Source organism: Bacillus sp. OTU2372 (genome assembly GCF_038440275.1).
Taxonomy (GTDB): Bacteria; Bacillota; Bacilli; order Bacillales; family Cytobacillaceae; genus Neobacillus; species Neobacillus bataviensis_B.
Map to the genome: position 1 here is coordinate 258,223 of NZ_JASATK010000004.1, position 26,546 is coordinate 284,768.

Sequence of the window (26,546 nt, forward strand, 5' to 3'; positions counted from 1 at the left end):
TGTTAAAAGGTGGCTGTTAACTTTGCCCTATTTTCAACAACCTCTTGTGCTGACAGTCGTTTACACTCCCTAAAGGCAAAATGTTTACAGCCCAGGCATTTATTTTCATTTATTTGTGTTAATCCATATTGAATGGCTTCCCCTGTATGTTCAAAAAAATGGTCCTGCCCAATGACATCCACTAAACCTGTCTTTTTAAGAACACTCTCCGGCTGCGGATTCAATCCTGATATCAACACTATACCACTTTTGGAAAAATGTTTCACAATACTTGCAAGGATGGCTTCCCCAGTTGTATCCATTAACGGAACCTTGCTCATCCGCAAGAGAAGGATTTTAGGACGATAGTTAATGGTTTCCATAATCGTTTTCTCAAATGTTTGAGCTGCACCAAAGAATAACGGTCCCTCCACATTAAAGATACTAATTTGCGGGCAATCGTGGGTATCAGTAACCATTGATGTTTCTACTTTTCCTTGTCGATGCTGTGGATTAGGCAGCGCCTTCGCCGTCGTAGTCACATCACTCATTCGTTTCACAAACAGTATCGCAGACATTACTAACCCAATTTCAACGGCTGTTGTTAAGTTCACAAATACGGTAAGGAAAAAAGTAACCAAAAGCACGATTGAATCTGTTGATCTTGTTTTGGCAATATGGGCAAATACCTTTCGTTCACTCATATTCCAGGCAACAACCATTAAGATTGGGGCCATACTAGCGAGCGGTATATAAGAAGCCTTGGGTGCAAAGAACAATAATACTAGTAAGACCACGATCCCATGGGTAATACCGGAGAAAGGAGAAACGGCTCCATTTTTAATATTTGTCGCTGTTCGGGCTAATGCCCCTGTAGCCGGGATCCCGCCAAATAGCGGGGTTATCATGTTTGCAATCCCTTGACCAATCAACTCTTTGTTACTATTATGACGGCTGCTGGTCATTCCGTCTGCTACAACCGCAGAAAGAAGTGATTCAATTCCACCAAGCATGGCAATCACAAATGCCGGTTTTAAAAGCTTCAAAATAACCTCAAGATTAACGGATGGTACATGTAACCGCGGTAATGTACTTGGTATTTCTCCGTATGCTGTTCCAATTGTCGCTACATGACCAGGATAACAAATTGTAGCTACAAGTGTGGAAACCAATAATCCAATTAGCGGTCCAGGAATTTTAGGAGCAACCTTTGGTGTTAGTAACACCATCATTAAACAAATCCCTGCTGTGAGCAAACTGAATAGATTAATTGAGTTTAGATGAACAAGAATTTCCTTTAGGTTTAAAATAAATTCTTCATGCTTCTTTATTCCTGTTAATCCCAGGAAACTAGCAATTTGTCCTGTAAAAATGGTTACAGCTATCCCTGCTGTAAAACCAATCGTTACCGGCCGCGGGATCCATTTAATTAGGGAACCTAAGCGGAAGATCCCCATTAGCGTTAAAATAATCCCCGCCATAAAGCCAGCGATAAGAAGATTTTCATAACCATACGTCATAACAATCCCAAATAATATCGCAATAAAGGCGCCAGTTGGTCCGCCAATTTGATATTTAGAACCCCCAAGTAAGGAGATCAGGATTCCCGCCACAATCGTTGTGTAGATTCCATACTCCGGCTTCACCCCCGAAGCAATCGCAAACGCCATGCCCAATGGAATGGCGATGACACCGACAATTAAACCTGAAAGCAGGTCTTTTCGAAAACTGCCTAAAGAGTAAGGATGGAATCTCTTGTCAATAAACATAGTAACCCTTCTTATCATTTTATTTTAGCATATCTGATTATTTGAATATATAGTAATACTAACTGATATTCAAGTATTTAACAAAAAAAGTTTTTCTTGTTTTCCAATGTATCATAGTGTTATAATGATTAAGCGATGAGCTGAGTTGTGTAAGCCGAGAAACATTCCTTTATGGAGCACACTATGTGGAGTGTGGTTTTTCGCCTCAATACGCAAAAGACGCCTGTATATACAGGCGTCTTTTTTAATGGAAAAGCGGAAGCGCACGGTTAACGGCGTATAGACTGGAGCGCTTTGACTGAGATAAAGGAAACACGGAGAGCGTTAGCTTTTCCGCGTTGACTTATCGTAGGGAGTAGAGCGAAGTCTACTAGCCGCTATGCGCTGGAGCTAGACACTGGTCAAATTACAATGCCCTTTTATTCAATTAAAATTAGCGCTTTTTTCCTAAATTTCTTATAATATACATAGGCTATTATTTTGAAAAAAAAGTGGAGGGATTCGAATGAATAACCACGAAATCGATTATAAGATTTATGGCGATGATATGCAGTTTGTTGAGGTCGAGCTTGATCCGAAGGAAACTGTTGTGGCAGAAGCTGGAAGCTTTATGATGATGGAAGATGACATACATATGGAGACTATTTTTGGAGACGGTTCCAGCGGTGGTTCTGGCGGCGGCTTAATGGGGAAGTTATTTAGTGCCGGCAAGCGGATTATTACTGGCGAGAGTCTTTTTATGACCACCTTTACCAATACTGGAGCTAGCAAAAAGCATGTCTCATTCGCCTCTCCCTACCCTGGCAAGATAATCCCAATGGATTTAAGTGAACTCGGCGGAAAAATTATTTGTCAAAAGGATGCCTTTCTAGCTGCTGCGAAAGGGGTCCAGGTTGGTATTGAGTTCCAGCGAAAAATCGGAGTCGGCTTCTTCGGCGGTGAAGGATTCATTATGCAAAAGCTCGAAGGCGATGGCCTATGTTTTGTACACGCAGGAGGTACAATTATCCGCAAGGAGCTCCTCCCAGGCCAATCGCTAAAAGTTGACACTGGTTGTTTAGTCGCGATGACCAGCAGTGTTCAATATGATATTGAGTTTGTTAAAGGAGTTAAGACGGCCATGTTCGGGGGCGAAGGCTTGTTCTTTGCAACACTAAGAGGACCTGGCTCTGTCTGGATTCAATCACTGCCATTCAGCAGACTTGCAAGCAGAGTATTTGCAGCAGCACCTTCACGCGGCGGTGCGAAGGATGAAGGCAGTATTGCACGTGGAATCTTTGATATGTTTAATGGAGATTAATTAGATTGTAGGCAGGGTCGAATCTAGACCCTGCCTTTTTGCGGATATTTGGACAATTGTTAAATAAAAGCATGCACATTACATGCATGCCATGAGACTATTTAAATTGAAGATCGTTTAATTTTTGAGAAGCTCGTTCCCTATTTAGATTGTATGATTGCCAAGTATGACTTTCCGTACGTGCTTCCATTTGTTTGTCCCGTAAAATCGTTTCTAAATGAGGAATGTTTTCGCCTCGTTCATATAGCTCAATTAATCCTAACACCCCAGTTGCTGATAAACTGCTAAGGTAATTAGCATCAATTTTACCAGTTTCCTCATAGCGAGTGGTATTTTCCTTTACCACAATCCGATCTAAATCAATTACGTTTATTGTCGTGTAGTAAATTAATGCGGTGATAAAATAAAAATGAAACAGTGACAATCTTTCCACCCAGATTTTGACTAATGTATAGGTAAAAATCACAACTAGAAATATCATAAACGAATGGGATAAAACTCTTGTAAAGGTAAAGCCATAAGCTTCCTCATACATACTTAACCGTATAAAAGCTGATGTGAGGAGAACCCCGCTCGATATTACAAGGATTGTAAGTAAGACCTGCCTCATCCTCTTGACACTATTCTTTCCGCTTTCTCCTAACGATAAAACAACGATTGTAATCGATAAATTAATTAACGTTACAAACAGCAGTTCAAAAAAACCTTTTCTGGCATACTCTGCGTAAGTATAATCCCCCTGCAGGCTGCCGCTGAAGAAATATTTAAATTGAACAATTGTAAATAGGATATAGACCAGATTAATCAAGACCAGAACAGTAACCGAAATAACCGGATCAAGCTTTACAGATGCCTGCCAATCCTGTAGCTTCATGACTTTCATTTGTTTTATATATAGTACTTGCATCAGACCAAAGAATGCAGCCATACAGATAAGAACAACGATTAGTCTCATAACCCCTTCGGCATCAACAATTCGAAACAGATCAGGAATCCCGCCTACCATCAACGCAAACTGGCGATCAGCGGTCGTCAACAGCCGCAAAACCACAGCCAGCACCGGTAATGAAATGACCACACCAATCAATATCTTTTTCCAAACAAGTAACTTATTATCATCGGCACCCCTTTTTGCTAATTTACCAAGTGATGAGGTAAAAGCTATATTATATTTTATAGCGTTAAGAAGCCTTGAAAAAATATAGGGAATAAAGGCGAACTGGTTCCAGCGGAAATTCTTCGGGCTAGTTACTGCTACGAGATGAAATATAACTAGGGCCGGAATTCCAATGATATTTAAGATATAAAAAAGGATATTTTCATTTAATACGTAACCTGCCGATAATAACCAAATACAAATCACAACAAGATAGCCAAAGCGTTGATGTGCAAAATAAATAGTCCGGCAGCGCCAAAAAAATACTGCATAAAAAGCAATAATGAACACTAAATAAGAAATTCCGATTAATCCTCGAAAAAAGGATTCTTCTGCTAAAATCCCGAGCAACAAGCATAAACCTAGAAAGAGCCAATCTTTTTTGTTAACGTTAATTTCCATCGTATATCCCTCTCCTTAATATAGAATATCTATATATATAGATTTGCTAGGTATATAAGCAAAAAAAACTGCTTATATCGAAGCTTTCCTGCCCCAGCGGTATCCTAGCCAGCTCACCGGATAAAGAATAATTGTAAAAATGATACAAGCAATAATAAAGGTTTTGGTCAGCAACGGGGCAAACCATGCATGCGGAATAATTTCAAATACAGTTAAAATCATCAATAATAAATTAGGAATCAATGATAATAAAAAAGTTTTTCTTAAAAGTGTCCGTCCGCCATGACCAAATCCCTTGCCAATTTCATACCCAAGTAATGCCCAGAAAAATAAGTATAAAAAGGCAATTAAGGTTGGAAGTGATGTTAAATGACCCCAGAGGGCCGATAACCAGCTCCAGTCATAAAGATTATGTGCGAGTGTTAAGATACTACCACTGCCAAAAAAAACGATGTTCAGCAAAATAAACAGCCACTTCATATTACTTGGCGTAACGGACAACTCTTCCTTCCATATGGCTGCAATTTCCGCAGGGCTACCAAGTCTTGAAACAATTCGTTCCAACACTTCCTCTTCCGTTGAACAATCCGAAGATTCCAGTAGGATTTCATCAATATGGGATTCATAATCTAGGAGAATACTCTCCTTATCTTGATGGCTGCCAAGTTCATTATTTAATTGTTTTAGAAAATCACTCTTCGGCCGTTCCATGCTTCGATCTCCCTATTACCTTGTTCATCACTTGAACAAAATCCTGCCATTCACGTGTTTTTTCACCCAACAATTCTTTGCCCGCATCAGTGATCCGGTAGTATTTGCGTGCTGGTCCCTTTTCCTGCTCAACCCAGTAGCATTCGATGTATTCCTGCTTTTCGAGCTTATGCAGGGCAGGATATAGGGTTCCTTCTTTTACACTTAAACCATTGTCACTGCGCTTTTCTAATTCTTTTACTAATTCATAGCCATACATATCACGCTCATTTAATAATTGTAGAAGAATTAACGAAGTGCTTCCTTTTACCAATTCACGATTAAACATTTTTCTCACCTACCTAGAATTTTTAGGTACATAGAAATTCTACAGTTAAATTCCGTTATTGTAAATGATTAATTTAAAAATTTCTCAAAAAAAAGTGACGATTCTAAATCGCCACTTGTTATTTCATTTTTAAGTTCTTTTTCTGTCTTTGAATGATTTGATCCCGCTCGCCACCATCGGATAATTCCTCAGAAAATTCATGATCTGGTACTTTCCCTACAAATTCACCTGTTTTTAACGTTTTCGGTGCTAAATTATTATTTGGGGCAGCTTGTTCATTCCAATCTTTCATATTATATCACCTCCATATTAGTATCCATTGTTTTACATACTCTTATCCAAAAAACAATAAACGCTTGGACGAATCCAAGCGTTTTTGGTTGGTTTAAATAATCATTTTTTTATTTTCATTTAGATTTAATTCTTGTTCAGCTAAGCCATCCATTTCACGATTTTTCTTGATTCTAAAATGGTAGATTAAATAACAAATCACGACAAAAGGAACTCCTAAATAAAGCGCCAGACGCTGCTCAGAATCAAATGCTAAACTTGTCAGTACAAGACAGTTTAAGGTTAAGCCAATAATTGGCAAGATAGGAAAAAGTGGTGTCTTAAATTTTAAATCCTCCACTTTACCGCCTTCACGAATAAATTTCCTACGGAAAGCTATTTGTGAAGCAGTAATGGAAATCCAGCCAACTTGCGCACCAAGTCCGGCAACCGATAGCAGCCAAACAAAAACTGTTTCCTCAGCAAAAAAGCCGGATAATAAAGATAATAGTGCAATCCCAATGGTTAAGACAAGCGCATTAAACGGAACCCCTTGCTTGTTGACTTGTGCCAGCCTAGGACTTGCCATCTTCTCTTTTGACATTGCATATAACATCCGGGTAGCGGCGTATAAACCAGAGTTAGCTACAGAAAGCAACGCAGTTAAGATAACAAAGTTCATGATATCTGCTGCATACGGAATTCCGATGCTGTCGAACACGACAACAAATGGACTTTCGATCACCCCTGCTTGTTTCATTGGGATTAAGCTTGCTAAAACAAATATGGCTAAAACGAAGAAAAACAACGTACGCCAGACGGTTTGTTTAATCGATTTTGGAATGGTTTTCTCAGGTTCTTCGCTCTCCCCTGCTGCAATCCCAATTAATTCAGTACCTTGAAACGAAAAGTTTACGGTAATCATAGTAATCAAAAGAGCTGTAATTCCATGTGGCAACAGACCATGGGATGTGAAATTCGTTAAAAATGGTGCTGGTTGTCCGCCGTTCATGTGAATTAGACCAAACATCGCTGCGCCCCCTAAGACTATGAACGCTAAGATTGCGAAAATTTTAATACTCGAAAACCAAAATTCTGTTTCGCCAAAAGCACGGGCAGATAGTGCATTAAGAGAGAATAGAACAATAGCAAATATCGCGCACCATACCCAAACAGGTGAATCCGGGAACCATCTTTGCATGAGTTGACCTGCAGATAGTAATTCCAATGCAACAGTAACAGACCACCCTAACCAATACAGCCAGCCCAGTGCAAAACCTGTTCCTGGACCTATAAATTTTGTGGTATAGGTTTGAAAAGATCCCGAAACAGGCATTGCGACCGATAGTTCCCCTAAGCAAAGCATGGTTAAAAACATGATAAAGCCGCCGACAATGTAGGAAAGAATCGCACCCATTGGACCGGCCTGGCTAATCGTATAACCAGAGCCCAAGAAAAGTCCTGAGCCAATAACCCCTCCTAAAGAAATCATGAACAAATGCCTAGACTTCATTGTTCTTTTTAATTCATGCGATGTCTTGTTTTCTTGTAAATTCATTAAGTTTCCCCCTTTTTCTAATAAGAATGCGCTTACAATATTTTTCCATCCCATTTCCCTTTTGGAAAGGAAACATTCAACAGGAAAATCCCCCGTTGATAAAAAAGATCTCTGCCGGTTTTATTATTACCAGCGGCTAAATCTTTTTAATCTTTTCACTATTCCAATCATTATATTGCAAGTTTTGTGCCAAAATTGAAAACGCTTATATGTGAACACTTTTTGAACAGTGTGCCAATTTTTTTGGCATTATTTAAAAATAATTTTGCGTTCTTATATGCAAAAATCCCCTTTCCATCTAATGGAAAGGGGATTACCTGCTCATTCACTGCCAGTTATAATCCAATCGTCTTTTATGACTGCCAGGGCAGTTTCAGTATCAACCTTTTGTCCGTCCTTCACATTCAATGAAGTGACATGTCCGCTAATGCCAATCGAAATCTCTTCAATCTTACCGTTATTGGCTTTAATTAAAAATAATCTCTCCCATTCATATACATGGTTGTCTTTTTTGGTTAGAACTTTTTCAACGGTACCAGAACATGGACTGTAAACAGTTTCTTCAATCCTTGGCAAGTTGGTCACTCCTCATTTTATGATTTCGTATCGGCATGACGAAATGATTATTCTAAACCCAGCCTCGGAAGCTGGAGGCTTCAGCTACTTTTCTGATTCCTACCATATAAGCTGCTAAACGCATATCTACTTGATGTGACTTAGCAGTTTCATAAATAGTTTCAAATGATTTCTTCATCACCTTTGCAAGCTTTTCTTCTACTTCTTCTTCAGACCAGTAATAGCCCTGATTATTTTGAACCCATTCAAAATATGAAACTGTTACTCCGCCAGCACTTGCCAAAATATCCGGAACAAGCAAGATACCGCGTTCTGTTAAGATCGTTGTAGCCTCAAGCGTAGTTGGCCCATTGGCAGCTTCCACCACAATCGAGGCCTTAATATTGGCAGCATTTTGTGCTGTAATCTGGTTGGAAATGGCCGCAGGAACAAGAATGTCACAATCTATCTCCAAAAGTTCTTGATTGGTGATGGTTTCAGTAAATAATTGCGAGAATGTCCCAAAGCTGTCTCTTCTATCAAGCAAGTAATCAATGTCAAGACCATTTGGATCGTAAATACCGCCATATACGTCAGAAACAGCTATCACCTTTGCACCTGCATCATGCATAAATTTAGCTAGATAACTACCAGCATTCCCAAAGCCTTGAATGACCACACGGGCACCTTTTAATTCCTTACCCTTTTTCTTTAAAGCTTCTTCAATACAGATCGTAACGCCAGCTGCTGTGGCTGTTTCACGGCCTTTTGAACCTCCAAGGACTAAGGGTTTTCCGGTAATAAAACCTGGTGAGTCAAACTCACGTAAACGGCTGTATTCATCCATCATCCACGCCATGATTTGCGAATTAGTATAGACGTCCGGTGCAGGAATATCTTTCGAAGGGCCAACAATTTGGCTGACCGCCCGTACATAGCCACGGCTGAGTCTCTCTAGCTCTCTAAAAGACATTTGCCTTGGATCGCAAATAATTCCACCTTTACCACCGCCATATGGAAGATCGGTAATACCACACTTTAGACTCATCCAAATCGATAATGCCTTAACCTCTTCTTCATCCACCTCTGGATGAAAGCGGACGCCGCCCTTTGTTGGCCCTACAGCATCATTATGCTGTGAACGGTAGCCTGTAAAAACTTTAACAGTACCATCATCCATTCTGACAGGAATTCGAACCGTCAATAAACGAAGCGGATCCTTTAAGAGCTCATACATTTCGTTTGTATACCCTAACTTATTTAATGCTTTTCGGATCACTGTTTGTGTGGAATAAAATAAATTTAACGACTCTTGTTCCTTCTGTTGTTCCTTTGACATTTCATCAACCAATTGATTCGCAGGCATCTATGCCACCCCTTATTATGGTAGAGTTATATTTTTATGATAAAACGGTTTGAATTTTTTCAATAGCCCAATCAATTTCCTGTTTCGTAATAATGAGTGGAGGTGCAAAGCGAATAACAGTATCATGGGTTTCTTTACATAATAACCCTGCTTCTTTTAATTGTTCGCAATAGGGTCTTGCTTCTTCGGTTAATTCCACTCCAATAAACAAGCCTTTTCCGCGGATTTCTTTAATGATTGGATTGTTAATCGCTTTTAATTGGTCAAGGAAATACTTTCCTAAATCAAGCGAACGTTCTGCTAGATGTTCTTCCTCAATAACATCTAAGGCAGCAAGTGAAACGGCGCAAGCAAGCGGGTTTCCTCCAAATGTGGAACCGTGAGAACCTGGATTAAATACACCCAAAACGTCCGAGTTGGCAACAACACATGAGATTGGGAATACTCCCCCTCCAAGTGCTTTTCCTAATATCAGCATATCTGGTTCAACATCTTCCCAATCACAGGCAAACATTTTTCCCGTACGAGCCAAACCAACTTGAATTTCGTCAGCTATAAATAATACATTATTCTGTTTACACAATTCAGAAGCTTGTTTTAAGAATCCTTCAGGTGGTAATAGGATTCCTGCTTCCCCCTGAATAGGCTCCATTAAAAATGCTGCTGTATTGGGTGTAATCGCTGCTGTTAATGCCTCTAGATCACCATATGGAATTAATTTAATGCCAGGAAGCATTGGACCAAATCCACGTTTGTACTCTGGATCTGATGATAACGACACAGCTCCCATAGTCCTGCCATGGAAATTCCCTGTGCAGGCAATGATTTCAGCTTGATTTTCAGCAATACCTTTTACATCATAACCCCAGCGTCGTGCCGCTTTAAGAGCGGTTTCGACTGCTTCAGCACCTGTATTCATTGGAAGTGCCATATCTTTATTTGTTAGTTTACAAATTTTTTCATACCATGGACCGAGCTGGTCATTATGAAAGGCACGTGATGTCAGCGTTACTTTATCTGCTTGATCTTTCAACGCCTGAATAATTTTCGGATGGCGGTGCCCCTGGTTTACAGCAGAATAGGCGCTCAGCATATCCATATAGCGATTGCCTTCTGGACTTTCCACCCAAACACCTTCTGCTTTCGCAATAACGATTGGCAGTGGATGATAGTTATTTGCACCAAATTTATTTGTTTGTTCAATAATTTCCGTCGTTTTCGTTGTAACCGTCATGTTCGTTTCCCCCTTTATTCTTAGGGAGCACCAAAGTATGCCCCCCACCCCTTACAATCTTAAAGCATTTCTGATGTTGTTTTCGCCTGCATATGAAGCAGTAAATAATCCGGTCCCCCTGCTTTTGAATCGGTTCCAGACATATTGAATCCGCCAAATGGCTGATAGCCTACAATGGCACCCGTACATGCACGGTTAAAATAAAGATTTCCTACGTGGAATTCTTGTCTTGCTCTTTCAATGTGCTCGCGGTTATTTGAAATAAGTGCTCCTGTTAAACCATAATCAGTGTTGTTGGCAATTTTCATCAAATGATCAAAGTCACGCGCCTTACAGAAGGTTACCACTGGTCCAAAAATTTCTTCCTTCATAAGGCGGGCATCCTCATCCAAGTCAGCGAATATAGTTGGTTGAATAAAATAACCCTTGGAGTTATCCCCTTCGCCGCCTGTCATTAATCTGCCTTCTTCTTTTCCAATTTCAATATAGCTCATGATCTTTTTGAATGATCTTTCGTCAATAACTGGACCCATGTAAGTATCTTGTAATTCTGGATTACCAATCGTAAGTGTTTTTGTTAGCGCAACCGCCTTTTCAAGGACAACATCATACACATCTTGGTGAACAACAGCGCGGGATCCAGCTGAACATTTTTGACCGGAGTACCCAAATGCTGAGTAGACGATCGAGGCTGCAGCAAGATCCAAATCCGCTTCATTATCGACCACAACGGTGTCTTTACCACCCATCTCGGCAATTACACGTTTTAACCAAATTTGTCCTGGATTTACTTTTGCAGCACGTTCATAAATACGGCAGCCTACTTCGCGCGAACCTGTAAATGATACAAATCGAGTTTTCGGATGATCTACTAAATAATCACCAATTTGGGCACCGCTGCCAGGTACAAAGTTTAGAACTCCTTTTGGCAGTCCAGCTTCATGCATCAGCTCCACAAATTTTGCAGCCACGATTGGTGTGGAATTAGCCGGTTTTAATAGAACCGTGTTTCCAGACACAATTGCCGCAACCGTTGTACCTGCCATAATTGCAAGCGGGAAATTAAATGGTGAAATGATGATTCCCACTCCAAGCGGGATGTAGTTGAATTGATTATATTCTCCTGCTCGGCTTTTTACAGGTACACCCTCTTTAATGCTTAACATTTGTCTAGCATAATACTCGATAAAATCAATTGCTTCAGCAGTATCTGCGTCTGCTTCCTTCCATGGTTTCCCTGCTTCTTTTACTAGATAGCTAGAGAATACATGTTTACGGCGGCGGAGAATTGCAGCTGCACGAAATAGGATATTGGCACGATGTTCTGGGCTCCATGTTTTCCAAGTTTCAAATGCTGCTAAGGCAGCTTGCATTGCTTTTTCAGCAAGTTCTTGATTTGCCATTGAAACACTGCCAATAACCTCTTCTTTATTGGCTGGATTGATTGATTGGATTTTTTCTTCTGTTGTGATGGATTCGCCGTCAATGATAACTGGGTAGTGTTTTCCGAGTTCGCTTTCGACAAAGGCAAGTGCTTCTTTAAAAGCCTGTATATTTTTTTCTTCCGTAAAATTAGTAAATGGTTCATGTGAGTATGGATACATTGTTTTTCCCCCTTTTGTTTTACGTAAAAATATAATGCAAGTTCCGTGCCAACTTTAATTTTGCAGTTTAATAGCTTTTTTACAGTAGTAAGAGCCAATTATTTTTGCGCAAAATTTAATTTTTTAAATAGAATAGCAAAATTATTTTGCGTTATAATGTTTTCTTTGATTTAATAGATGCATAGAGGAAAAACAAGGAGTATAACACAATGGAAAAATCAAAGAATGACTTAGTCTATTTAAATGGGATGTATAAGAGGATCTTGGACGAGATCGATGTAGGAGTCCATGCAGTCGATGAAACAGGGAAAACGATTATTTATAATAAAAAAATGATGCAAATGGAATCGATGGATTTTCAGGATGTCATGGATAAAAATTTACTGGACGTGTTTATGTTTAAAGACGACCAATCTAGTACTCTAGTAAAAGCGCTCCAAGAAGGAAAAGAAACTAGTAACGTAAAACAAACCTATTTTAATAATAAGGGAAGAGAAATTACTACCATTAACAACACAATTCCGATCTATTCTGATCATGAACTTCGGGGTGCGGTGGAAATTGCTAATGATGTTACGAAGCTGGAAAAATTAATCAAAGGCAACATGAAAAAAGGAACTTCTAAGTATACTTTTGATCATATTATCGGCAACAGCCCAGCAATAAAAGAAGTAATCGAAACGGCTAAACGTGCGACCAGAACCTCATCCTATGTATTGATTGTTGGTGACACCGGTACAGGGAAAGAACTTTTTGCACAAAGCATTCACAACGGCAGCGAGCGGTTATCAGGACCTTTTATTTCACAAAATTGTGCGGCCTTACCAGATAATTTAATTGAGAGTCTTCTGTTCGGGACAAAACGCGGGGCGTTCACAGGGGCTACGGATACCCCTGGATTATTTGAACAAGCGAATGGCGGTACATTGCTGCTTGATGAAATTAACTCCTTAAATTTAAATCTTCAAGCAAAATTGCTGCGAGTCCTTCAGGAAAAAACAATAAGAAGGATTGGGGATACAAAGGACACGACCGTTGATGTCAGAGTGATTGCGAATATGAATGAGGATCCGATTGACGCGGTTGCCAATAATCGGATGCGAAAAGACTTGTATTATCGACTAGGAGTAGTAACCATCTTTGTGCCGCCTTTAAAAGATCGTAAAGAAGATATCCCATTATTAGTGGAACAATTTATTGAAAAATACAATGAACGGTTTCAAATGCAAGTTAAAGGATTATCGGAGGAGGTCAAACATTCTTTCTTTGAATATGATTGGCATGGAAATGTACGAGAACTTGAGCATATTATAGAAGCAGCCATGAACATCATGATGGACGGCGAAGATTTCATCATATACCGCCATTTACCCTACCAGTATCGCAATAAAATGCAGATGAAAGAAAGAATGATGCCCCTTTCAACTGTTGAAACTTTTATGAAAGAAACGGGAGATGTTACGGTACCATTAAAAGAACAACTGGAATTATTTGAAAAAACCTATATTGAGCATGTCCTCAAGAAAAATGATTTTAATATTTCCAAAACAGCGAAGTTACTAGGATTAAGTCGTCAAAGCTTACAGTATCGATTAAAGAAATTAAACTTTGAGGTAAATCCTTTATAGCAATAAGGAAAAAGATAGAACGTACATTGGGCATCTATATAGTCCAAAGTTCGTTCTTTTCTAATTTTTTTCAAATTTAGTACAAGCTCTGTGTCAGAGTAATCACTTTTTGGGGAGCTTTCTCATATAATATAGCAGGAGCAAAATGATATATATCAACAACTTAGTAAAATTCCCCTTTTTAATAAGAAAACATGCAAGCATAAATATTCCATTTTTCCCCCATACTATGAAAAACGATGAGGTGAAGAAAATGGGACTACTCAACTCATTTAATCAATGGAAAGAGGCAAGATATCAAAATCATGTCTCTACTATGAAGGAACAAGGCAAATGCCCTGATTGTGAGGGTAGAGGGTATACAGTGTACCCTTATAATGAGTTTGCCTACTTTAATTCATTTGAATGCCCAGGGTGCCAAGGCAGTGGCCATTATGCAGATTGGGAAGAAATGAGGTAATTGAAAAAGAGGAAATTCCTAACAAAAATTCCCTGCATGCGGACCATTGCAGGGAGTTTTTTTGCTTAATTTTTTTTCACTTGATCTTGGTATACCTTTGCTGTTCTTATTTCCACAGTGATAGATCCTTTTCTTACTACCGTTTTTAACAGCAGAGGAACGCCAGTCGTATTTTTAAACCGAAAATCTAACCCTCCGTAAGACACGGTTGCATCTCTTCCTGTCGGCACATATCCTACATGCAGAGAGTGATGATTCCTTTCAATATAACTGACAGCTAGTTTATCAATGGCGTTATAAAGCGTGGAAGAGGTTTGACAAATACCGCCGCCGATTCCTTCCACTAACTTGCCATCAAGAGCTTCCGGTGCAGGTTGATAGCCATGCTCTGCATCACTTGGTCCTACAGTGGTGTTAAAGGAGAAGGAATCTCCGGTGCCAAGAATGACATTATTAATCGCCTTTGCCGATAACACGATATTTTTAGACCTGCCGACCATTCCACTACTAAAGTAGGTAGTATAAGAAGCAACGACTACTTCCCCCAATTGAGCAGCCTCCTCCTGCTTGTAACCGCTGGCTGTAGCATACAACGGAATTTTGACGTCGCCGCCTTTTAAAGAGGCCTGAATGATTTTTTCTGTTAGTTCTTTCTCTTCAAGGATTGTTTGCGGCGTACCTTTAATCACTTGTCCATTCTCATCAAGCTTATCGAGGATCATTCTTTTATCATAACCTGGGGTATCTTTTGTCCCCCTGGCCAATTCCCTTGTTAATAAGGCTAATTCGGCTTTATATTTTTCATCGTCTGTCCCAAATCCTATATCCTTTGGTTTAAAGGTTTTTACAACACTTTTAGTATTCGGATCAATAAGATTGACAAAAACCGGTTTTTCAACTTTCTTTTTCTTCTCTGCTTTAATTTGTTTCTCTGTTGTGTTTTTTTGCTGCCCTGCTGCAATTGCTTCCTTTTCATTTGTTGTCTGCTCTCTACATCCTGCTAACCCCAATAAACATCCTGCCAATAAGATCGCGATTATTCTAGTAAACCTGCTCATTTTCCCCCATCTTTTACTCGTGATTTAATTTGAATTTTCCATTTAATCTATTACTATATAATTTGACGATTATTACTGAAAATTGTTTCATATTTTATCCTAATTATCCCAATAACATTTCCATTTTTCTGTAATAGATTAACATATCATGGGTTCATTTTATCACTTTATCCTAATAATAAAAGTACTTTTTCTGATGAGTTAACATAAAAATAAATATTTTGCACTAAAAAGTCTGAATAAAAACAGGCGATAGGTAAATAGTAATATCAAGGTTTTGTTTATTTTTGGAGGTGCTTAAATGTCTGTTTATGTTCATCAGACGTTTGTCATAAAACAAGATAAGTTTAAAGAAAGTATTGAAAATTTAAGGGAAATTAAAAAGTTCAGAACTGAAAATTATGATCACAAGTTCGAGATTCTCACACCAATATCCGGAGAGGATCATACCTATGCCATCCTATCGATTTATGAGGGATTAGCAGAAATGGAATTACAAAATAAAAAAATGTTTGAAGACGAAGAATACATAGAGCTGATTGGTCCATTTTTCCTTGAGAATATTGAACAAGGCAGTATGTATACACAAATTTATCGCTCTTTAAGTGAGCGGAAACCTGATAAAAAGAAGGAAAAAGAGCAAAAATGATTATCTTATCTAGAGAAAAAAGGGCGCTAAGCCCTTTTTTGTTTTTTACCAAAGAAGGTACCAACATTCCTATAGTAGTTGGCACCTTTTTAGTCTCTCTTAAAAAAACATATTCAACAGCAACGCTCCCCCAAACGCCACGAAAGAAAGAATGGTTTCTAAGACTGTCCACGTTTTAAAGGTTTCCGGAACACTTAAACCTAAATATTCTTTAACCATCCAGAAACCGGCGTCGTTAACGTGTGAAAACATTAACGATCCTGCGCCCGTCGCGATAACCAGCAATTCAAGATTAACGTCTGTCATTCCAGCTACCACTGGCGAAACAATTCCAGCGGCAGTGGTTAAGGCTACTGTAGCGGACCCTGTAGCAATTCGAATTAAACCAGCAATTAAAAAGGCCAATACAAGTGGTGATAGCGATAAATTCTCTGCCATCCGTGCGATTGTATCCCCTACTCCACTTTCGATTAGTATTTGTTTAAATCCACCACCAGCCCCAATGATTAAAGCGATGGAACCAACTGGCAATAAACATTCCTCTGTCAATTTTTTAATAACTTCTTTCCCCATCCCTCGCCGTAGGCCAAGGAAATAATAAGCAACAAAGACAGAGATCAAGAGGGCAATAATTGGACTTCCAATGAAAATGAGAAATTTCGTTATCCCCGCAGTTAATTTTAAGTAAGGAGCAACCGCTGATAGAATCATTAGTAACACTGGAAGCAGAATAATGAAAAAAGAAATACCTGTACCTGGTAATGATTTAGCTTCCTTACTTATTCGAATCAACTCTGGTTCTCCTTGTGGTACAACTCTTTTGTTAACCCACATTGCAAACAATGGACCAGCAATAATAACGGCAGGAATCGCAATAATTAACGAATATAAAAGGACTTTCCCTAGATTTGCTTTGTAGATACTGATGGCTGCCAATGCCCCAGGATGCGGCGGAACCAGTCCATGAACGATTGATAATCCTGCGATACACGGCAAGGCAATTAATAAAATATTTTGTTTAGATGATTTGTGAATCGAAATAACTAAAGGTAATAGAATTAAAATTCCCACTTCAAAAAATACGGGAATACCAATAATAAAACCTGAAAGCATCATGGCCCATGGTAATTTATTAACACCAAAAACGCGAATAAAATATTCAGCAATCTGCATGCCCGCTCCAGAGTCTGCCATCATTTTACCTAAAATGGTTCCTAGAGCTAAAATCCCGATTAAATGTCCAAGGACCCCGCCTACACCCGTTTCATAGGCTGCAACAATTTTATCCAGCGATAGCCCTGATACTAACGCTAAAAACAAACTAGCTACAAGCAAGCTGATAAACGCATGCCACTTAAACCATGATACTCCTAGAACAACGATGACAATCGAAACGAGTGTCATCAGCAATAAAAATGTATCCATCAACCAACACCATCCTTTACAATTTAGTTGTATATATCTCCCTTATTGTTAACATTTGTTACATTTACATTCGAATTTTCCTGATTTAGTCTTTAAAACAAAAAAGCCCTCATCCGTAATTAAAACATCGGGATGAGGGCTTATATTTTTAGTCTCTATCTAAAAGTGCTGCTCCAGCAATTCCTGGTTTGGTCATTTCGAATATATTTAATATAAGATCTAATTCTTCTTCTGTAAGCACATCATGCTGCAAACATAATTCGCGAACCGATTTGCCACTGACGATGGCTTCTCTAGCAATCCTAGCTGCTACTTCATACCCCAAATGCGGATTGACTGCCGTAATAATACCGACACTTCTTTCAACGTAATCCTTTAAACGGGCCTCGTTTGCTTCGATTCCCTTCAAGCAATAATCGGTAAAGGAACGGAATCCATTGTTCATAATACTGATTGATTGCAGTAAATTAAACACTAATACTGGCTCCATCACATTCAGTTCCAGTTGACCAGCTTCAGAAGCAAGACAAATGGTATGATCATTTCCAATAACCTGAAAGGCAATTTGGTTAATGAGCTCCGGCATGACTGGATTTACTTTTCCTGGCATAATCGAAGATCCGGGCTGGCGGGCTGGCAAACTTATTTCAGCTAGACCGGCCCTCGGGCCAGATGCCATTAAGCGCAGATCATTGGCTATTTTTGACATATTCATCATACAAACTTTTAATGCAGCCGAAACCTCTGTATAGGAATCCGTGTTTTGGGTTGCATCCACGAGATGCTCGGCATTAACTAATGGCAATCCACTAATGTCGGCAAGCTGTTTAACCACATCAATAATATATTGAGGGTCCGCATTTAAGCCCGTCCCAACTGCTGTGGCACCCATATTCACTTCATATAAATGATTTCTAGAGTTTGAAATCCGCTTAAGATCACGTTCAAGAACACGAGAGTAAGCTTCAAATTCTTGACCAAGTCGGATGGGAACTGCATCCTGTAAATGGGTCCGACCCATTTTGATAACGTTTTCAAATTGTTTTGCCTTCTCATTAAAAACGGCAAGCATATCATTCATGGTCACGAGTAATTTTTCAAGTAATTTTAGAGCAGCGATATGAATGGCTGTCGGGAAAACATCATTCGTCGATTGCGACATATTGACATGCGTATTCGGACTTAAATGAATATAAGCTCCTTTTTCATGACCAAGCAATTCAAGCGCTCGATTGGCGATTACTTCATTTGCATTCATGTTCATGGACGTCCCGGCTCCACCTTGAATTGGATCAACAATAAATTGGTCGTTCCACTTTCCTGCCATCACTTCTTCGGCAGCTTGACAAATGACATCACCAAGCCCGGAATATAATCTCTTTGTATTCATATTTGCTATTGCTGCTGCCTTTTTTACCATTGCCAAAGCTTTAATCAATTCTTCATGAATGGAGTACCCTGTGATAGGGAAATTCTCAACCGCCCTAAGTGTTTGGATACCATAATAGGCGTCCTTTGGGATTTCTTTTTTTCCTAAGAAATCTTGTTCGGTTCTGTTTGTAATCATAGCTTTCTGTCTCCTTTTTATAAACAACTATCGATACAAAAAAATAATAACAGTAAAAAAGAGCTATGTCTCTATTTCTGCTATAATTCTTGCATCAAACCCCTAATTATTCTGTCGATATAATAATATTTCGTTGTTTTTGCTAAATAATCAGTAATTTTGTCATTATGTCTAACTAAATAACTTCCTTTTAAACGTTTTATCCAACTGTTACCCCCATTAAAGGGGCCATTAAAATAAAAAAATAAAGGTAACCAGCAACTTTTTATTCACAACTTGCCAGTTGCCTCTATCCATATTTAATAGCCTTTCACCATCGTTTTATCCTTCTAAAAACGAATAATTGAATTTTCTAAGCAACTCACCAAAAACCCGACACTCCTCTTCAGGCCAATCTTTTAGTAATTCTGTTATTCGGTCCATCCGAGCCTGCATATGTTCACATAATTCCTTTTTCCCTAACTCGGTAATTTGAAAGGTGTATGCCCTCCCATCTAACAGATCAGGTATCTTATACAAGAAGCCCTTCTGCTCTAAAGCAGCTGCTTGTCTGCTTACTGTTGATATATCTAATTGGAATTCACCCGCTAAGACCTTTACGCCTACTGCCCCTTTCATAGCAATGCGGCGAAGCAGCAGATAGGCAGATCGGTCAAGACTCCCAACTTTTTTATGGTTATTATCAGATGTCGTTCGGCGAAGCAGGATCGCCAATTCAAGTTCGATCATTTCTAGGGCATTTTTATTCATTTTTTATAACCTCACAGTATTCAATATTCCTACACATTATCATATCATAAGATAATTAATTTTTTATTTTCGTCGTGCCAAGTGAAAACATCATTGACGTAGTAAAAAATAGTTGTATAATACAATCATATAGTTTCATCATACAACTAATTGTCCTGAAGGGGGTATTCGTACGAAATATTTCGTTACTTTATTGATGCATTTCCCAAATAGACGAACGATGGATGGAACAAATATTCAGAGAAAAGGAGAAATGTAAATGGCATCAACACCGCAATCGATTGCGTCAACCTCAAGCAAAAACACTGCAAATCCAGAGTTACAGGCATCTTTATTAACACAACCAAAAGCAGTGTGGGCAGTATTTTTTGCCAGCATTATTGCATTCATGGGTTTAGGCCTTGTTGACCCCATTTTACCTGCCATTGCAGAACAATTACATGCCTCACATAGTCAAGTTACCTTATTGTTCACCAGCTATAATGCGGTAATGGCAGTGGCAATGCTTATTACCGGAATGATTTCCTCTAGGCTGGGCATCAAGTGGACCCTTCTTTCAGGGATTGTCATTATTGCGGTCTTCTCTGCACTTGGAGGCTTTTCAAATGGAATTTGGGCGCTTGTCAGTCTTCGCGGAGGCTGGGGTTTAGGAAATGCTTTATTTGTTGCCACTGCTCTTGCAGCTATTGTGTCGTTATCCAATAGCGGAACGGCCAAAGCCATCATTCTGTATGAAGCTGCGATTGGACTAGGAATTTCTGTAGGCCCGCTTCTTGGAGGATGGTTAGGGGCGATGTCCTGGAGAGGACCATTTCTTGGCGTTGCATCACTGATGATAATAGCCTTTATTGGTTTAATTGTATTGATGCCAAAGGCTAAACAGGATCAAAAGAGCCAGGCGAAAACAACACTTGCAGATCCTTTCCGTGCCTTAAAACACCGTTCGTTATTGGTTTTCGGGATCACGGCTGCCCTTTATAATTTTGGCTTTTTTACGCTTCTCGCTTATGCCCCATTTGTCATGGGATTGGATGAACATGGGCTTGGGTTTGTATTCCTGGGCTGGGGTATCTTATTGGCGATTACCTCTGTTTTTATGGCTCCTAAACTACAACAAATGTTTGGAACCATTAAAACCATGTGTGCGATGCTAGTCATGTTCGGTATTCTTCTTTTTGTTATGGGAACATGGACATCTTCACAAGCAGTTATCATTACTTGCGTGATAGCGGCGGGTGCATTATTAGGTAATAATAATACACTCATTACCACTGCTGTTATGAATGCTGCACCGGTACAACGTTCAACAGCGTCGGCCGCTTACAGCTTCCTTCGCTTTATTGGCGGTGCGATTGCACCATTTATGGCGGGTAAGCTTGCAGAAATTTATAATCCTTCCATTCCTTTTATAGTCGGAGGTATTTTTGTCCTAATCTCTGTTCTGTTCATTTTAATAAACAGAAAGCACATTAACCATGTTGATGATGTTGAACTAGGTCATTAAGTGTACTCAAGGGGATCTGTCTTGGTGACTGATCCTTTTTCTTTACCCATTCCGTAATAAGTCAGTGAATATCTCGCTTCTTAAAACGGCCGCCTCTAACTTCCGCTATGTCAGCAATGGCTAAAAACGCTGTAGGATCAATTTCCTCGACAATGGTCGTCAGTTTGGATTCTTCTATTCGGGAAATGATACTGAAAATGACTTTCTTATTATCACCTGTATAAGCGCCTTCACCGTTTAAGTAGGTGACTCCCCGTCCTAAACGGTCATTAACGGCATCCCCAATCTCTTTCGCATTGTCACTAATAATCCAGACGGATTTAGTTTCTTCGAGTCCTTGGACAACCGTATCAATTGCTTTCGATGCAATTACATATGCTAAAAGGGAATACATGGCACGGTCCCAAGAAAAAACAAATCCTGCTGCCCCTAAGATAAATATGTTCATAAACATAATAATTTGTCCAACCGAAAAAGGAACCTTTTTATTAATGACTAGAGCTAGTATTTCTGTGCCATCTAATGCCCCGCCATTACGGATGACCAGACCCACTCCAATGCCTAAAATCATTCCGCCAAATAGGGTTGCCAGGAGGATATCTTCTGTAAAAGGGGGAATAGGGTGAAAAAAGGAAGTAAAAATAGATAAAACTATAATTCCATAAATGGTTGAAAAAGCAAAGGTTTTTCCCATTTGTTTGTAACCCATATACACAAAAGGCAAGTTCAATACAAATAGAAAGAGTCCCAATTTCCATTCGGTAATATGTGCAAGCATGATGGAGATACCGGTAATTCCCCCATCAATAACATGGTTCGGAACTAAAAATATTTCTAGTCCTGTCGCCATAAGGATGGCTCCGATAGTGATCATAATGATTCTCACAATTATCCTTGTTAGCGGAAGTTTTCGATGCTTTAAATTTCCCTTCATTAATTCTGTCATTCAACCACTCCTTATTCATTTTATTTTGCCATATAATCATCCAATCTATTAGGAATTACCATAAATATGTTCTTTATATGATTATATCATATTTTCTACATAATTTGAACTAGAGTTCATATTTTGTAGTAAAAAAGGGATTGCAGCCTTCTGCAATCCCTCCTTTTTTATACCATTACTTTGCATAATTGATTTGTAAATTCGACTGGGTCTTCGATTGGTAAACCTTCAATCAGCAATGCTTGATTATATAACAAGTTTGTATATAAGGTTAACTTGTCTTTGTCCTTTTCAAAGGCATCTTTTAATGATGCAAACACCTCATGATGGACATTAATTTCTAGGATCTTGTCTGCTTTCACATTTTGGCTATTTGGCATAGCGTTAAGGATTTTTTCCATTTCGATTGATACTGCCCCATCAGTAGACAAACATACAGGATGAGTTTTAAGTCGTTTCGATACTTTTACATCTTTAACCTTGTTGTTTAGAACATTTTTCATAAAATCAAATAGTTCTTTATTGTCTTGTTGCTCCGCAGCCGTATCTTGATTTTCATCCGCTTCAAATCCTAAATCACCGCTGGAAACTGATTTAAACTCTTTTTCTTTATATGACATTAGCATTCTTATTGCAAACTCATCAATCTCATCGGTGAAATATAGAATTTCATACCCTTTATCTGCAACTAATTCCGTTTGCGGCAGTTTATCAATTCTTTCATTCGATTCACCAGTTGCATAGTAAATATATTTTTGGTCCTCCGGCATTCTTGATACATACTCGTCAAGAGTGACCAACTTTTTCTCCTTAGATGAGTAGAACATTAACAAATCCTGGAGTTCTTCTTTATGGGTTCCATAATCACTGTAAACACCATATTTTAGTTGTCTGCCAAATGCTTTAAAGAACTCTTCGTACTTTTCTCGTTCATTTTTTATAATCGACAATAATTCACTTTTGATTTTTTTATTAATATTTTTGGCGATGAGCTTTAATTGCCGGTCATGCTGAAGCATCTCTCTTGAGATATTTAATGAAAGATCTTCAGAATCCACCATTCCCTTAACGAAACTAAAATAGTCAGGCAGCAAATCAGCGCATTTATTCATGATTAACACGCCATTTGAATATAACTCTAACCCCTTCTCATATTCCTGTGTGTAATAATCGAACGGAATGTTTTCAGGGATATAAAGAATGGCATTATATCTAATAGCACCGTCAACGCTAATATGAATATGTTTTAGCGGTTTGTCAAAACCGTAGCGTTTTTCCGAGTAAAAATGTTCATAGTCTTCTGTGGTTAAATCCTTCTTATTCTTTCTCCAAATAGGAACCATACTATTAATGGTTTGTTCTTCGACTACTTCCTCAAAGTCGTTCTCACTGCCCTCTTTGAGCTTACGTTCTGTTACATCCATTTTAATAGGATAGCGAATAAAATCCGAATATTTTTTGATGATAGACTTTAATCGATACTCTTCAAGATACTCATCATAGTTCTCATCTTCGGTATTTTCTTTTATTTTCAACGTAATCTCCGTACCGACTGAATCCTTTTCACATGGAGTGATGGTATAGCCGTCCGCTCCTTTAGATTCCCATTTGAAGGCTTCATCACTACCAATAGCCTTACTAATCACTGATACTTCATCTGCTACCATGAATGCTGAATAAAAGCCAACCCCGAATTGTCCAATGATATCGTAACCGTCTTTAAGTTCATTTTCCTTTTTAAAAGCTAACGAACCGCTTTTTGCAATTGTACCAAGGTTATTTTCAAGATCTTCCTTCGTCATCCCAATGCCGGTATCGGTGATAATCAATAATCTATTGTCCTTATCAGCAGTGACTTTTATGTAGTAACTATCTTGGTTAAAGGTTAATGTGTCATCTGTTAAGGCTTTATAATAAATTTTATCGATCGCATCGCTTGCATTTGACAATAACTCTCTTAAGAAAATCTCCCGGTGTGTGTAAATAGAGTTAATCATCATATCCAGTAATCGTTTGGATTCTGCTTTAAACTGCTTTGTTTCCATCAAGACCTCTCCTTTTTGCAAAATATACTTATATTTTAGCACTCTTATCTACCGAGTGCTAACAATTATTTTAATAACATATTTATTTGTTTTTTGTCAAGAAAAAACAGCACCCTAACGGATGCTGGATTATTACAAAAGTAAGGTTGCTTATTGAATAATATTTGAAGACCTTGCCAACTCTGCTGCCTTTTGGATTCGTTTACTCAGAGGTTCTTTCAAGACAAGTGCTAAAAGAAAGCTGGCAGCCACAAAGACTAACAAGTAAAACACATCTCTTACCACCACTTCTTCAACCATTCCTCCTACCGTTTCGCGCAGCAAACTAACCGCATATGTAAACGGCATAAAAGGATATATCCTTTGAAAAAAGGCTGAAGTAGTACTTACAGGAAAGGTGGCACCGGAACTTGAAATTTGCAGCACCAAAAGAATAATTGCTAACCCTTTGCCGATTGTGCCAAAAACAGAACATAAGGTAAACGTGATGATTACAAAAACAATCCCAATAAAGATACTAAAGAGAACAAACCATAACTTATCAACGGCATAAGTATGAATGATATATAGATCACCAAGTGAAACAACCACAGCTTGAAGGATCCCTATTGTCAGAAAGGTAAGCAGCCTTCCAAAGTAAACCTGATAGCTCTTAAACTGATGATTGTTGTCCTCCACATCTACTCGAAGTGAGGCGATCAGGAATGTTGCCCCTACCCAAAGTGCGAGCATCGTATAAAATGGGGTCATCGCTGAACCGTAATTAGGGATAGGGAATATCCTTTTTGTTTTTAATAAAACCGGATTAGATAAAAAGTTGCTTTCTGTTTGCGGGTCATGCTTTAAAAATTGAATTAAATCATTCACATCCACACTGCCTTTTAATCTTCGCAGTTTATCAGCTGTACTCCTGATCTGTGCTTCAAAGCCTGGTAAGTCATTTCTTGCAAAATCAGCAGCTTTATGGACAGCTGTTTCTAATTCAGGAAGCTTTGTTCGAACAAGATCAGCGGCTTTTCGAATATCATCTTCCAGAGATGGCAGATCATTACGAACAAAATCTGCCGCTTTATGAATTTTCCCCTCAATTGTTGGGAGATTATTTTTAATAAAATTAGCAGAGGAGTTAACAATCGCTTCTCCTTCTGATATCTTTTGCTGGAGGTCACCCCGTGCCTGTTGAATGGAATTGTGAATACTTACAAGTTCCTCATGAAGCTGTGTTAACTGTGCCTGATTTTCACTAGTCTCAACCTGAGCTGCGGCCTGCCCGGAACGATTGATTGTTTGGTTAATATTTGCCTCTATTTCAGATAATTGCTCTCCAATTTGGGTTACAATTTCATTTATACGATTCATATCGGCCATTTTCTGTTGCAGTGCCAATACCTTATTGCCGGCTTCATGGATGAGTGGCAGATTAGCTTCTACTTTTAAAATACTGCTGCCTGCCTGGTTAATCTCGGGAATCCTTTGTTCCAATTCAATTATCTTCTGTCCCTTTTCTCTAATTTCGGGCAGCTTTTCCTCGAGCTCGATTGCTTTCTTTCCCATAGCCTCAATCTGCGGTAAGGCCTTCTCTAATGTAAAGATTTGGTCCTCCATATTATGTATGGATGGCAATGATTTTTCTAACTCAATTCCGGCTTTATAAAAACCTGAAAAAATAGCATCTCCAACTGTTTTCACAAAGGCCTGACTAATTTGAGCTGTTACGGCCGATGCCCCAGAGCTGGCAATTTTCGGGGCAACAGCATTAATCTTTTCATTTACACCGAATAGAATTTGCGGCTTTGTTGGATTAATTTCAAGGATGCTGGTTAGTTTCTTTGAAAAGTCTCTTGGGATGATTAGATAAGCATAATAATTACCTTTTTCCACGCCGTCCTCCGCGGTGGAGCGATTAACAAATATCCAGCCGAGTTTCTTGTTATTTTTTAAATTTTGCACAATTTCATTTCCTACGTTTATTTTTTCCCCTCGAATTTCGGCCCCTTCATCTTCATTGGCAACCGCTACTTTAATTCCAGATGTATTGCTGTATGGATCCCACATCGCTTTAATGTTAATCCAAGCATATGCGGATGGAAGGAGCGAGAGTGCCCCCACTAACAAAATAACGATCGGCACCTGACGAATATTTTTCCAATCATTTATATAAATTCTCCAAATTCCCATTATTGTCCCCTACCCCCTGAGAAGTTTCATCTTAGCTTTTCACTAATAGGGTATCCAGATTCACGGAAACTGGGGCAATTTAATGGCGACAAAAAAGGCTGCCT

General features: G+C 38.9%; 22 protein-coding genes. 5 read left to right on the top strand and 17 right to left on the bottom strand.

Annotated features, from left to right (window positions below; all coding sequences use genetic code 11):
* Nucleotides 1-2: 2 nt before the first annotated feature.
* On the bottom strand, nucleotides 3-1,748 hold the full coding sequence (locus tag AAHB15_RS10685) for a SulP family inorganic anion transporter (RefSeq protein WP_342042357.1): 1,746 nt from the start codon (nucleotides 1,746-1,748) through the stop codon (nucleotides 3-5).
* A 505-nt stretch (nucleotides 1,749-2,253) separates the two neighbouring features.
* On the opposite strand from AAHB15_RS10685, the gene AAHB15_RS10690 reads away from it, so the two are divergent.
* Entirely contained in the window at nucleotides 2,254-3,048 is a 795-nt protein-coding gene (locus tag AAHB15_RS10690; RefSeq protein WP_335573115.1) for a TIGR00266 family protein, read from the top strand.
* Between the two features lie 97 nt (nucleotides 3,049-3,145).
* On the opposite strand, the gene AAHB15_RS10695 is transcribed toward AAHB15_RS10690, so the two are convergent.
* From AAHB15_RS10695 to pruA, 9 genes are all read right to left on the bottom strand, one after another.
* On the bottom strand, nucleotides 3,146-4,606 hold the full coding sequence (locus AAHB15_RS10695; protein ID WP_342042358.1) for a DUF4153 domain-containing protein: 1,461 nt from the start codon (nucleotides 4,604-4,606) through the stop codon (nucleotides 3,146-3,148).
* Between the two features lie 72 nt (nucleotides 4,607-4,678).
* Complete coding sequence (locus tag AAHB15_RS10700) at nucleotides 4,679-5,317, bottom strand: HAAS signaling domain-containing protein (protein WP_335573117.1); 639 nt, start codon at nucleotides 5,315-5,317, stop codon at nucleotides 4,679-4,681.
* Nucleotides 5,298-5,645, bottom strand: coding sequence for a PadR family transcriptional regulator (locus AAHB15_RS10705; protein WP_144562105.1), 348 nt, complete (start codon nucleotides 5,643-5,645; stop codon nucleotides 5,298-5,300). The genes AAHB15_RS10700 and AAHB15_RS10705 overlap by 20 nt, the downstream gene beginning before the upstream one ends.
* A gap of 118 nt (nucleotides 5,646-5,763) precedes the next feature.
* A complete protein-coding gene (locus AAHB15_RS10710; protein ID WP_186446329.1) occupies nucleotides 5,764-5,937 on the bottom strand; it encodes a hypothetical protein in 174 nt (57 codons plus the stop codon).
* 93 nt (nucleotides 5,938-6,030) lie between these two features.
* Nucleotides 6,031-7,473, bottom strand: a complete 1,443-nt coding sequence (locus AAHB15_RS10715; RefSeq protein WP_144562106.1) for an amino acid permease — start codon at nucleotides 7,471-7,473, stop codon at nucleotides 6,031-6,033.
* A 321-nt stretch (nucleotides 7,474-7,794) separates the two neighbouring features.
* Nucleotides 7,795-8,049, bottom strand: coding sequence for a hypothetical protein (locus AAHB15_RS10720; RefSeq protein ID WP_335573118.1), 255 nt, complete (start codon nucleotides 8,047-8,049; stop codon nucleotides 7,795-7,797).
* 52 nt (nucleotides 8,050-8,101) lie between these two features.
* Complete coding sequence (locus tag AAHB15_RS10725) at nucleotides 8,102-9,367, bottom strand: Glu/Leu/Phe/Val family dehydrogenase (protein WP_335573122.1); 1,266 nt, start codon at nucleotides 9,365-9,367, stop codon at nucleotides 8,102-8,104.
* Between the two features lie 61 nt (nucleotides 9,368-9,428).
* Nucleotides 9,429-10,628, bottom strand: coding sequence for an ornithine--oxo-acid transaminase (locus AAHB15_RS10730; RefSeq protein ID WP_335573119.1), 1,200 nt, complete (start codon nucleotides 10,626-10,628; stop codon nucleotides 9,429-9,431).
* A gap of 59 nt (nucleotides 10,629-10,687) precedes the next feature.
* Nucleotides 10,688-12,232, bottom strand: a complete 1,545-nt coding sequence (pruA, locus tag AAHB15_RS10735; protein WP_342042359.1) for an L-glutamate gamma-semialdehyde dehydrogenase — start codon at nucleotides 12,230-12,232, stop codon at nucleotides 10,688-10,690.
* Between the two features lie 209 nt (nucleotides 12,233-12,441).
* Between pruA and AAHB15_RS10740 the strand changes: the two genes are divergently transcribed.
* Complete coding sequence (locus AAHB15_RS10740; RefSeq protein ID WP_144562110.1) at nucleotides 12,442-13,860, top strand: sigma-54 interaction domain-containing protein; 1,419 nt, start codon at nucleotides 12,442-12,444, stop codon at nucleotides 13,858-13,860.
* 253 nt (nucleotides 13,861-14,113) lie between these two features.
* A complete protein-coding gene (locus AAHB15_RS10745) occupies nucleotides 14,114-14,320 on the top strand; it encodes a methionine aminopeptidase (RefSeq protein ID WP_144562111.1) in 207 nt (68 codons plus the stop codon).
* Nucleotides 14,321-14,385: 65 nt separating this feature from the next.
* On the opposite strand, the gene AAHB15_RS10750 is transcribed toward AAHB15_RS10745, so the two are convergent.
* Nucleotides 14,386-15,378 carry a VanW family protein gene (locus tag AAHB15_RS10750; protein WP_342042360.1) on the bottom strand — a complete coding sequence of 331 codons (993 nt, stop codon included), beginning with the start codon at nucleotides 15,376-15,378 and terminating at the stop codon, nucleotides 14,386-14,388.
* Nucleotides 15,379-15,679: 301 nt separating this feature from the next.
* Between AAHB15_RS10750 and AAHB15_RS10755 the strand changes: the two genes are divergently transcribed.
* Nucleotides 15,680-16,027 carry a hypothetical protein gene (locus AAHB15_RS10755; RefSeq protein WP_342042361.1) on the top strand — a complete coding sequence of 116 codons (348 nt, stop codon included), beginning with the start codon at nucleotides 15,680-15,682 and terminating at the stop codon, nucleotides 16,025-16,027.
* A 99-nt stretch (nucleotides 16,028-16,126) separates the two neighbouring features.
* On the opposite strand, the gene AAHB15_RS10760 is transcribed toward AAHB15_RS10755, so the two are convergent.
* The 3 genes from AAHB15_RS10760 to AAHB15_RS10770 form a co-directional block, all read right to left on the bottom strand.
* Nucleotides 16,127-17,452: a GntT/GntP/DsdX family permease gene (locus AAHB15_RS10760; protein WP_098528120.1), complete on the bottom strand. Its 1,326-nt coding sequence runs from the start codon at nucleotides 17,450-17,452 to the stop codon at nucleotides 16,127-16,129.
* Nucleotides 17,453-17,600: 148 nt separating this feature from the next.
* Complete coding sequence (aspA, locus tag AAHB15_RS10765) at nucleotides 17,601-19,019, bottom strand: aspartate ammonia-lyase (protein WP_335573968.1); 1,419 nt, start codon at nucleotides 19,017-19,019, stop codon at nucleotides 17,601-17,603.
* Between the two features lie 321 nt (nucleotides 19,020-19,340).
* A complete protein-coding gene (locus AAHB15_RS10770) occupies nucleotides 19,341-19,769 on the bottom strand; it encodes a MarR family winged helix-turn-helix transcriptional regulator (RefSeq protein WP_342042362.1) in 429 nt (142 codons plus the stop codon).
* Nucleotides 19,770-20,028: 259 nt separating this feature from the next.
* Between AAHB15_RS10770 and AAHB15_RS10775 the strand changes: the two genes are divergently transcribed.
* Entirely contained in the window at nucleotides 20,029-21,273 is a 1,245-nt protein-coding gene (locus AAHB15_RS10775) for an MFS transporter (RefSeq protein ID WP_342042363.1), read from the top strand.
* Nucleotides 21,274-21,334: 61 nt separating this feature from the next.
* On the opposite strand, the gene AAHB15_RS10780 is transcribed toward AAHB15_RS10775, so the two are convergent.
* From AAHB15_RS10780 to AAHB15_RS10790, 3 genes are all read right to left on the bottom strand, one after another.
* Nucleotides 21,335-22,219: a YitT family protein gene (locus AAHB15_RS10780; RefSeq protein WP_342042364.1), complete on the bottom strand. Its 885-nt coding sequence runs from the start codon at nucleotides 22,217-22,219 to the stop codon at nucleotides 21,335-21,337.
* A gap of 167 nt (nucleotides 22,220-22,386) precedes the next feature.
* Entirely contained in the window at nucleotides 22,387-24,264 is a 1,878-nt protein-coding gene (htpG, locus tag AAHB15_RS10785; RefSeq protein ID WP_342042365.1) for a molecular chaperone HtpG, read from the bottom strand.
* A gap of 150 nt (nucleotides 24,265-24,414) precedes the next feature.
* Nucleotides 24,415-26,442 carry a YhgE/Pip domain-containing protein gene (locus AAHB15_RS10790; protein WP_342042366.1) on the bottom strand — a complete coding sequence of 676 codons (2,028 nt, stop codon included), beginning with the start codon at nucleotides 26,440-26,442 and terminating at the stop codon, nucleotides 24,415-24,417.
* Nucleotides 26,443-26,546 lie beyond the last annotated feature (104 nt).